This window comes from Ruegeria sp. YKSF57 (assembly GCF_059612585.1).
Map to the genome: position 1 here is coordinate 20076 of NZ_JBXWQW010000052.1, position 8949 is coordinate 29024.

The 8949-nt window shown below is 56.2% G+C and carries 9 protein-coding genes and 1 pseudogene; 5 read left to right on the forward strand and 5 right to left on the reverse strand.

Going from position 1 to position 8949, the window contains the following annotated elements:
• Nucleotides 1-234: 234 nt before the first annotated feature.
• Nucleotides 235-2985: an Rne/Rng family ribonuclease gene (locus AC2FLX_RS18450; RefSeq protein ID WP_496809636.1), complete on the forward strand. Its 2751-nt coding sequence runs from the start codon at nucleotides 235-237 to the stop codon at nucleotides 2983-2985.
• Nucleotides 2986-3023: 38 nt separating this feature from the next.
• Here AC2FLX_RS18450 and AC2FLX_RS18455 read toward each other — a convergent pair whose 3' ends face one another.
• Nucleotides 3024-3257, reverse strand: a complete 234-nt coding sequence (locus tag AC2FLX_RS18455; protein WP_480748398.1) for a sulfurtransferase TusA family protein — start codon at nucleotides 3255-3257, stop codon at nucleotides 3024-3026.
• 106 nt (nucleotides 3258-3363) lie between these two features.
• Here AC2FLX_RS18455 and AC2FLX_RS18460 point away from each other — a divergent pair, with 106 nt between their 5' ends.
• The 4 genes from AC2FLX_RS18460 (at nucleotide 3364) to AC2FLX_RS18475 (ending at nucleotide 7716) form a co-directional block, all read left to right on the forward strand.
• Nucleotides 3364-4116, forward strand: a complete 753-nt coding sequence (locus AC2FLX_RS18460) for a cytochrome c biogenesis CcdA family protein (protein WP_480748399.1) — start codon at nucleotides 3364-3366, stop codon at nucleotides 4114-4116.
• Between the two features lie 86 nt (nucleotides 4117-4202).
• Nucleotides 4203-5417, forward strand: a complete 1215-nt coding sequence (locus tag AC2FLX_RS18465; protein WP_496809635.1) for a hypothetical protein — start codon at nucleotides 4203-4205, stop codon at nucleotides 5415-5417.
• Complete coding sequence (locus AC2FLX_RS18470) at nucleotides 5414-6763, forward strand: cytochrome P450 (protein WP_496743828.1); 1350 nt, start codon at nucleotides 5414-5416, stop codon at nucleotides 6761-6763. The genes AC2FLX_RS18465 and AC2FLX_RS18470 overlap by 4 nt, the downstream gene beginning before the upstream one ends.
• Before the next feature lie 71 nt (nucleotides 6764-6834).
• Complete coding sequence (locus AC2FLX_RS18475) at nucleotides 6835-7716, forward strand: fructose bisphosphate aldolase (protein ID WP_496809634.1); 882 nt, start codon at nucleotides 6835-6837, stop codon at nucleotides 7714-7716.
• A 27-nt stretch (nucleotides 7717-7743) separates the two neighbouring features.
• On the opposite strand, the gene AC2FLX_RS18480 is transcribed toward AC2FLX_RS18475, so the two are convergent.
• The 4 genes and pseudogenes from AC2FLX_RS18480 to AC2FLX_RS18495 all read right to left on the reverse strand — a co-directional run.
• Entirely contained in the window at nucleotides 7744-8346 is a 603-nt protein-coding gene (locus AC2FLX_RS18480; protein WP_496809633.1) for a DNA-3-methyladenine glycosylase I, read from the reverse strand.
• A 59-nt stretch (nucleotides 8347-8405) separates the two neighbouring features.
• Nucleotides 8406-8627, reverse strand: a complete 222-nt coding sequence (locus AC2FLX_RS18485; RefSeq protein WP_496809632.1) for a ribbon-helix-helix domain-containing protein — start codon at nucleotides 8625-8627, stop codon at nucleotides 8406-8408.
• The gene (locus AC2FLX_RS18490) at nucleotides 8624-8800 is read right to left on the reverse strand and encodes a DUF4169 family protein (RefSeq protein ID WP_496809631.1); all 177 of its coding nucleotides are present in this window, start codon (nucleotides 8798-8800) and stop codon (nucleotides 8624-8626) included. The genes AC2FLX_RS18485 and AC2FLX_RS18490 overlap by 4 nt, the downstream gene beginning before the upstream one ends.
• Nucleotides 8800-8949: pseudogene (locus AC2FLX_RS18495) on the reverse strand (class II fumarate hydratase); the annotation flags it as partial. The pseudogene AC2FLX_RS18495 and the gene AC2FLX_RS18490, both read right to left, overlap by 1 nt.

The following is an 8949-nucleotide window of genomic DNA, read 5'->3' on the forward strand; positions in this document are numbered from 1 at the left end:
CTTCGCCCGGGACAATCGGGTGAAAGGAATAATGGGCAGGCGCAGGCTGGACCGCGTCTGTCGGAGAAGAACCGCGATGACGCGCGCGCGACCATTGAGTGAACGGGCAGGGGGCGATAGCGCCGGACCCTGCCTTGCGCCGTCTCACATCGCCCAGACAAGACACCACCCCAAAAGCGCCCGTCCGCCCGGACAGGGTAGGACAACGCATTTGGCGCGGTGCACCAAGGAAACATGGCTAAGAAAATGCTTATCGATGCCACCCACGCGGAGGAAACCCGCGTCGTGGTGGTGGACGGCAACAAGGTCGAGGAGTTCGACTTTGAATCCGAAAACAAACGCCAGCTAGCTGGCAACATCTATCTTGCAAAAGTAACGCGAGTGGAGCCGTCGCTTCAGGCGGCCTTTGTCGATTACGGCGGGAACCGTCATGGTTTTCTGGCGTTTTCCGAGATCCATCCCGACTACTACCAGATCCCCGTCGCCGACCGCGAGGCGCTGATGGAGGAAGAGCGCGCCTATGCCGAAGCGATGAAGGATCGCGACGAAACTGACGAGGGAAAACCGAAAAAACGCCGCTCACGCTCGCGCGCCAAAGCCGAAGACTTCAAGTCAAACGACCCGGTAGAGACCAAGGATGTGGCCTCGGAACCCACGGGCATGGAAACGATCGACTTGGATGACGATGACGAACCCGGTGATTCAGAGGTGCCCGAAGGGACCTCGCCGATGGAGCGTGTGGCGGAAACCCCGGTGGAGGAACCTTCGGACGGGGAAGATGCTGACGGCTCTGATACCGGTTCTGATGGCGCATCCGAAGAAACGCCTCGGGACACAGCTGTTGAAGAGGCGGAAAAACAAGCCGATGACGATGGCGACAATGGCGATGATGACGAAATCGGCGGTGTGGACGCAAGCGACAAGGATGACAGCATCGAATCCGTGGCCGAAGAGGATGACAGCGAGGATATTCGCCCACATCGCAAGCCGCGCCCGCGCCGATACAAGATTCAGGAAGTCATAAAGGTTCGCCAGGTTCTGCTGGTCCAAGTCGTCAAAGAAGAACGCGGCAACAAAGGTGCTGCGCTGACCACCTATCTGTCGCTGGCCGGTCGTTATTGCGTATTGATGCCGAATACCGCCCGTGGCGGCGGCATCAGCCGCAAGATCACCAATGCGGCCGACCGCAAAAAGCTGAAAGAAATCGCGTCGGAAATCGATGTCCCGACCGGTGCGGGCCTGATCATCCGGACTGCCGGCGCCAGGCGCACCAAATCCGAGATAAAACGCGACTATGAATACCTGCAGCGCCTTTGGGAACAGATCCGCGAACTGACCCTGAAATCGATTGCGCCGGCGAAAATTTATGAAGAAGGTGACCTGATCAAGCGGTCGATCCGCGATCTGTACAACCGCGATATCGACGAGGTGTTGGTCGAGGGCGAGGGCGGATATCGCATCGCCAAGGACTTCATGAAAATGATAATGCCGTCTCACGCCAAGAACGTGAAACGGTACGAAGATACGCTGCCATTGTTCGCGCGCTATCAGGTGGAAAGCTACCTGAGCTCGATGTTCAACCCGGCGGTGCAGTTGAAGTCGGGTGGCTATATCGTGATCGGCGTGACAGAGGCGCTGGTTGCCATCGATGTCAATTCGGGCCGTGCGACCAAAGAAGGTTCGATCGAGGAAACCGCGCTCAAGACAAACCTGGAAGCGGCCGAGGAAGTGGCGCGGCAGCTGCGTTTGCGCGACCTGGCCGGGTTGATCGTTATCGATTTCATCGACATGGACGAGCGCAAGAACAATGCAGCTGTCGAAAAGCGCTTGAAAGACAAGCTTAAGACCGACCGCGCCCGCATTCAGGTTGGGCGTATTTCGGGGTTTGGTTTGCTGGAGATGAGCCGTCAGCGGCTGCGCCCCGGTATGCTTGAAGCAACAACGCAGCCTTGCCCGTCGTGCCATGGCACTGGTTTGATCCGGTCGGATGACAATATGGCTTTGTCGATTCTGCGTCAGATCGAAGAGGAGGGCACCCGCCGCCGCTCACGCGAGGTTCTGGTGCGCTGCCCGGTGGGGATCGCGAACTTCCTGATGAACCAGAAGCGCGAACATATCGCTCAGATCGAGGCGCGATATGGATTGTCGGTCCGGATAGAAGGCGACGTTCATCTGGTCAGTCCGGATTTCTCGATGGAGAAGTTCAAGACCGCAAGCCGCATTGTGCCTGAACCTTTGGCCCCTGTTGTCTCGGTAAACGCATCCCTGATGGATCAGGTAGATGCGGATGAAAGCGACGACGAAGAAGAAGATACAGTTCAGGTCGAGGAAGAGCAAAAACCCAAGCGTAAGCGCCGCCGCCGCCGCCGCAAAAAGAGCGGTGGAAATGGTGATGCTGCCGATTCTGGTGAAACTCAGCCATCAGAGTTTACCCCGGAAGAGGGAAGCGTCGAGGCAAAAGAAAAACCAAGTCAACCTTCGTCTGATGAAGCGACAGAAGAGGCCCAGCAGGACGACGCACCCAAGCCGAAGAAACGCCGCGCACCTCGTCGGAAGAAAAAGGAAGAAGCTACCGTAGTTGAAGAAGCTGCTCCGAACTCGGAAGCCGTGAACGAACCAGTAGCTTTGGAAAATGACGCAGGCGACGCGTCCGAAACCAACGAGACAGAGACCTCTTTGGCGGACCAGCCGACGGAGCCTGGCGTAGAGGAAAGTCAGCTCGAAGTGGTGGAAAGCGCTGCGTCGGAGCCGGAAGCAGAGGCACAAGTGGAATCTGAGGCCGTTCTGGAAACTACGTCGGTCGCAGAAGAGAGCGCTTCAGCTGTCGAGGAAACTCAACAGTCTGATGCTGAATCTGAGAATCCCGACGAGTCGGACGAACAAACCGACACAGAGCCAACTTTGGAAACCGTGTCGGAAGAGCCACCACAGCCAGCTGAGCCCCCCAAGCCAAAGCGGCGTGGATGGTGGTCTGCGGGAAATTGATGTTTCAAAAAGGCGGGTCCGATTGACCCGCCTTTTTTCTATCCGCCCTTTCGGATCAGATAGAACTGGTGATCACCGTCTTCGCCAGTTGAAAGCAACGCATGTCCTGATTCTGCGCAGAAGTGAGGAACGTCGACTATAGCTGCAGGATCATCTGCCAGAATGCGCAGAGTTGCACCGTCTGGCATGGACTTCAGCCGTTTCCTGGCCTTTAGGACGGGCAGGGGGCACAGCAAGCCCAAAGCGTCCAGAGTTTCGGTTATCTCGGTCATATATGCCAGATATTGCCCAACGCCGATCCTGTCCAGCGGTCAGACCACGGGGATGTGACCGCATGGCCTCGTGACGTCCGCGCATTCATGACATATGTGCAGTTACATGTTCGGAATCGATATCATCGACGCGGGCCTGCTGCCTGCCATGTTCATCGCCATGCTTGGCGGCGTCATCAGCTTTCTGTCGCCTTGTGTCCTGCCCATCGTGCCGCCGTACCTGGCGTATATGAGCGGCGTGACAATCAACGAAATGCAGGATCAGGCGCGGGCACGGCGAAAGGCGACTCTGGCGGCGCTGTTTTTCGTTTTGGGCCTGTCCACGGTCTTTCTGTTGCTTGGGTTCACTGCTTCGGCTTTCGGAGCCTTTGTTCTGTCGAACCAGGAGCTTTTTGCCAAGCTCTCCGGGGCTGTCGTCATTGTTTTCGGGCTTCATTTTTTGAACGTGTTTCGTATTCCACTACTTGACCGTGAAGCACGTATGGAAACTGGTGACTCCGGAGGATCGGTATTCGGTGCCTATATCCTCGGTCTGGCGTTCGCTTTTGGCTGGACGCCCTGCATCGGTCCGCAACTTGGTGCAATTCTCTCGCTGGCGGCGTCCGAGGCTTCGGTGGCGCGAGGAACGTTGTTGCTGGGGGTCTATGCGGCGGGTTTAGGTATACCATTCTTGCTGGCGGCGATGTTCCTGAACCGGTCCATGTCGGTAATGAACCGGATCAAGCCCTATATGGGAACGATCGAGAAGGTTATGGGCGGACTGCTGTTGTTCGTGGGTATCATGCTGGTCACCGGGCTTTTTACGGCTTTCAGTTGGTGGTTGCTGGAAACATTTCCGGGGCTCGCGACGCTGGGTTGACGTGTTAAAACTTGCCTGAAATCGAAGGTGGCGGGTCTTACGCTTGCCGAAATTCCGCTATAGGTTTTGGCCATGAGGTCGAGATCGTGAGCAGTCAATCGTTGCACAGACAGGTGCGCACGCGCCGGGTGTTTTACCTGCCCGGATACGATCCCGTGCACGCACGCAGATACAGAGAGTTGTATCGCAAGGAGGGGGCGGAACAGGCGCGGATTTCAGGGTATGACATCGCACTTCGTCCGAAAACCGGCGTCGAACGCTATGGCTGGCATGTGACATCCCTGCAGGATGGAAGGCAAGTAGAGGCCGAGTTCGATGTTTTGGTCTGGTCTGATCTTGTGCGGGACAGCATGGCTGGCTCGATCGCCAAAACCTATATGCAAACGGTTCGTATGGCCTGGATCTATGTCGCGACCGGCACACTGCGCCGCGTGATGAGGTTGCGCAAAGGGCCGGTGATCGCCGCACTCTATCCGGTCGGCATGCTGGTCTTGCAGTTGATACTTGCAGCGTTTCTGGGCGTGGCAGTCACTCAGGTATCAAAACCGCTTCTGGGTTTGTTTGGTTATGCTTTGGCGATTGCCACCAGCGCCAGTGCTTTGCAGTGGTTTCGAAAACTGGATAACAAGCTCCTCGTTTACTACCTGCTGCACAACTACATCTATTCCTCCAGATCTCACGGCAGAACACCTCAGGAATTGGAAGTGCGGCTAGCCGAATTCACGGCGCTGATCAGCGACGCAATGCGTGGCGATGTCGATGAAGTTCTGCTCGTGGGTCATAGTTCCGGCGCCCACTTGGGGGTTTCGGTTCTGGCAGACCTGATCCGGTCCGGTGGTGTCCGTGATGACGGTCCAGCTTTGGGGTTTCTGACATTGGGTCAGGTGACGCCGATGGTTTCGTTCCTGCCCGAAGCTCACAGATTGCGTGCCGATCTGCGTTTTCTTGGAACAAGCGACAGGATCACCTGGATTGACGTGTCGGCCCCCGGCGACGGTTGCGCCTTTGCCCTATGCGATGCGGTTGCTGTAAGTGGGGTTGCGACTGAGAACAAGCGTTGGCCGCTTGTCGTTTCTGCGGCCTTTACGCAAACCCTTTCTCCGGCACGATGGAAGGCGCTGCGCTGGCGATTCTTTCGATTGCATTTTCAGTATCTTTGCGCATTTGACCGACCGCGCGACTACGATTACTTTCGCATCACTGCTGGGCCACTGACCTTGGCTGAACGTTTCAGTGGGCGAAAGTCTTCGAAATCCAGGATCGATAAGTCGGTGTCGAAATACACGTCGGTGGCCGCATGATCCCCCCCAAACCCGCGTCGCGGACAGACAAAGTTTCGCTTTGGCATTATGTCAAAATGTTCCGTCAGGACCTGCTTTCGGCCCAGCCGCACCGTTTGTATCGTGCGTGGATGGCAGAATTTCGCACGCCTTTTTTTCGATCCTTTCTGGTCAATCAGCCGGACCTGGTTGACGTTGTCTTGAAACGGCGCCCGGATGATTTTCCGAAATCTGACCGAATACGCGAGGGTCTCAAGCCGCTTTTGGGGAACTCGGTGTTTCTGACCAATGGTGAGACCTGGAAACGGCAGCGGCGGATTATTGATCCGGCATTTGAAGGGGGCAGGCTGCGCGACACGTTTCCGGCCATGCTTTCAGCATCTCAAGCGAGTGTTGACCGCTTGAGATCGCATGTGGGGCAAAATGTCGAGTTTGAGGAGATTACCAGCCATGCGGCGGCAGACGTGATTTTTCGAACACTTTTTTCAATTCCCATAGATCACGACATAGCTTCGCAAGTATTTGAAAGGTTTCGCGCCTACCAGCGGGCGCAGCCCTTGTTGAACCTGGCGGCTTTCCTGCCGATGCCACGGTGGATTCCGCGGTTTCATTCGCGTCAGACACGGGAGAACGCTGCAGCAGTGCGTCGGTTGATCAAAGAACTGACGGTTCAGCGAATGGCCGAGATTGAGGCGGGCACCGCGCCCGACGATCTGGCAACCAAGATCATGACAACCGTCGACCCGGTAACAGGTGAGCGGTTCAGTACCGAAGAGATGGTGGATCAGGTGGCCATCTTTTTTCTTGCCGGACACGAGACCAGTGCATCCGCCCTGGCTTGGACGCTATATCTGATGGCGCTGTTTCCGGACTGGCAGGAAAAGGTTGCTGCCGAGGCTGCGGCGTTGGAGGATCACAGCTTTGCGGTCATGTCCCGTCTCAAGTTAAGTCGTGATGTGTTTCGCGAGGCGTTGCGCTTGTACCCTCCGGTGCCGATGATGGTGCGGGAAACTATCTGTCCAAACCGGTTTCGGAACAGGCCAGTTCCGAAAGGCGCGCAGATAGTTCTGAGCCCCTGGCACCTGCACCGGCATGAACGCTTGTGGCACAGGCCGGATGAATTCGATCCGGCGCGATGGGGGACTGAGAACGGTCGACAATGCCAGCGCGAGGCATATATGCCATTTTCTGCTGGTCCGCGCGTGTGTACGGGCGCAGGATTTGCCATGGTCGAAGGTCCGCTGATCCTGTCCCTGTTTCTGCGCCATTTCCGATTCGAACGGGTTGAGGGGCGCGATCCGGTTCCAGTCGCTCATCTGACGGTCAGGGCAAAGGACGGCATTTGGCTGCGCGTCCTTGAGCGCTAACAAACTACCATCCGTCAAAACCTTGCTGTATGCGGAAGGCAAAGTGGAATCAGATTGAACGGGAAAGTGTTATGTCCAAGGCAGATCAGCGCGAACAAATGACCAACGGGGCGGGGTTTATCGCAGCTCTGGATCAAAGTGGCGGCTCTACCCCCAAGGCGCTGGCGCTTTATGGCGTGGATGACTCGCAGTACGGCTCGGAAGAAGAGATGTTCGACGAGATCCAGAAGATGCGGGCGCGGATCATCCTTGCGGATAGCTTTACCAGCGACAAGGTGATCGGTGCGATCTTGTTTGAACGTACACTGGGCGAGGAAATCGACGGCAAGCCTGTTGCCGACTACCTCTGGCAAAAAAAGGGCATCGTACCGTTCCTCAAGATCGATAAAGGCCTGGCTGAGCAGGAAAACGGCGTTCAGATGATGAAGCCGATTCCGGGCCTTGCCGAATCTCTGGCCAAATATCCCAATGTTTTTGGGACCAAGGAACGTTCGGTAATCCACGAGGCCAATGCCCAAGGCATTGCGGCGGTCGTTACCCAGCAATTCGACGTTGCGCGTGACGTGATCGCTGCAGGAATGGTCCCGATCGTGGAGCCAGAGGTGAACATCCATTCCGAAACCAAGACCGAGGCTGAGGATATTCTGAAAGCAGAAATCCTCAAAAACCTGGACAAGCTGAGCGATGGGCAGGAAGTGATGCTCAAACTTACCATTCCGAGCAAGGCCAACCTTTACGACGCGTTAGCGGATCATCCGCGTGTCCTGCGTGTTGTTGCGTTGTCGGGTGGATACTCTACCGAAGAGGCGTGCGACCTGTTGGCCAAGAACGGCAAGATGATCGCTTCATTCTCGCGTGCTTTGACCGAAGGCCTGTCCAAGCAGCAGTCGGATGAAGAGTTCAATGCTGCAGTTGGTAGCAATATCGACAAGATATATCGCGCGTCGGTGTGATGCCTAAAGCGCCCTTCGGGGCGCTTTTTAATTGGGCTTGTCGAATTCTTTTCTGAGCTGTGCAGCCTTATCGCGCATCACGCAGCCCTCGGCATGGTCATTGACCAGCCCCATGGCCTGCATGAACGCAAACACTGTCGTGGGGCCAACAAACTTCCAGCCCCATTTCTTGAGGTCCTTCGACATTGCCACCGACTCGGGCGATGTGGATGCTGATTGCGGGGGCGGCGGGGTTTCCGCCTCATACCGCCAGACATAAGCCGCCAGCGATCCTTCGGACGCCACCAGTTCCTGCGCGCGGCGGGCGTTATTGATCACCGCCTCGATCTTGCCCCGGTGGCGAATGATCCCATCATTTTGCAGCAGACGTTCAACATCAACTTCAGAGAAACCGGCCATCTTGTGGAAATCAAATCCAAAAAACGCGTTTCGAAAGTTCTCACGCTTGTTCAGGATCGTGCGCCAGCTAAGACCCGACTGAAAGCTTTCCAGGCACAGTTTCTCGAACAATCGCTGATCATCCGAGACCGGAAAGCCCCATTCGGTGTCATGATAGTCAAAGAATTCCGGCGCGGCCTGGCACCAGGAACACCGAGGTTGACCGTCAGGTCCCAATACCGTGCTGCTCATAAATGTACCCCTTTTGTTCCAGGAAAACGTTACACCCAACGACCAAGATCCGACAAGCGTTAAACCTTGTCTCGGTACCAGTTCAGAATAAACACGCGAATAGCCGAGGCCAATCCGGTTTCCGGGTCGCGGTCAACATCAATTTGCGCGGCCAGTGCGTTGATTGGCTCATCTTTTTCTTTCGCAATATCACGAAATGCCCGCCAGAATTCATCTTCAAGCGAGACTGATGTCCGGTGTCCCTTGAGGGTCAATGAACGTTTTATCGGCCGACCGCTCATTCATCCAGCTCGTGATTGTCAAGGTCACGCTTCTGCTTGTCCTGCTGAAGCCTGACGATTGCTTTTTCGGACTTGGTGCGCCCAAAGGCGACGGCATTCTGATCTGCGCGGGCCTTCTTTTTGGCCCGCGCCTTTTCTTTTCGATACCGGTTCAGGTTGACCGGTTTACCCATCAGTCTTTCGGGCCGATCATCTGTTCGGGGCGCACTACGGCATCAAAGGTTGCCTCGTCCACAAACCCCAACGCAATGGCTTCTTCCTTGAGGGTTGTGCCGTTCTTATGCGCGGTCTTGGCGACCGTGGTAGCGTTGTCATAGCCGAT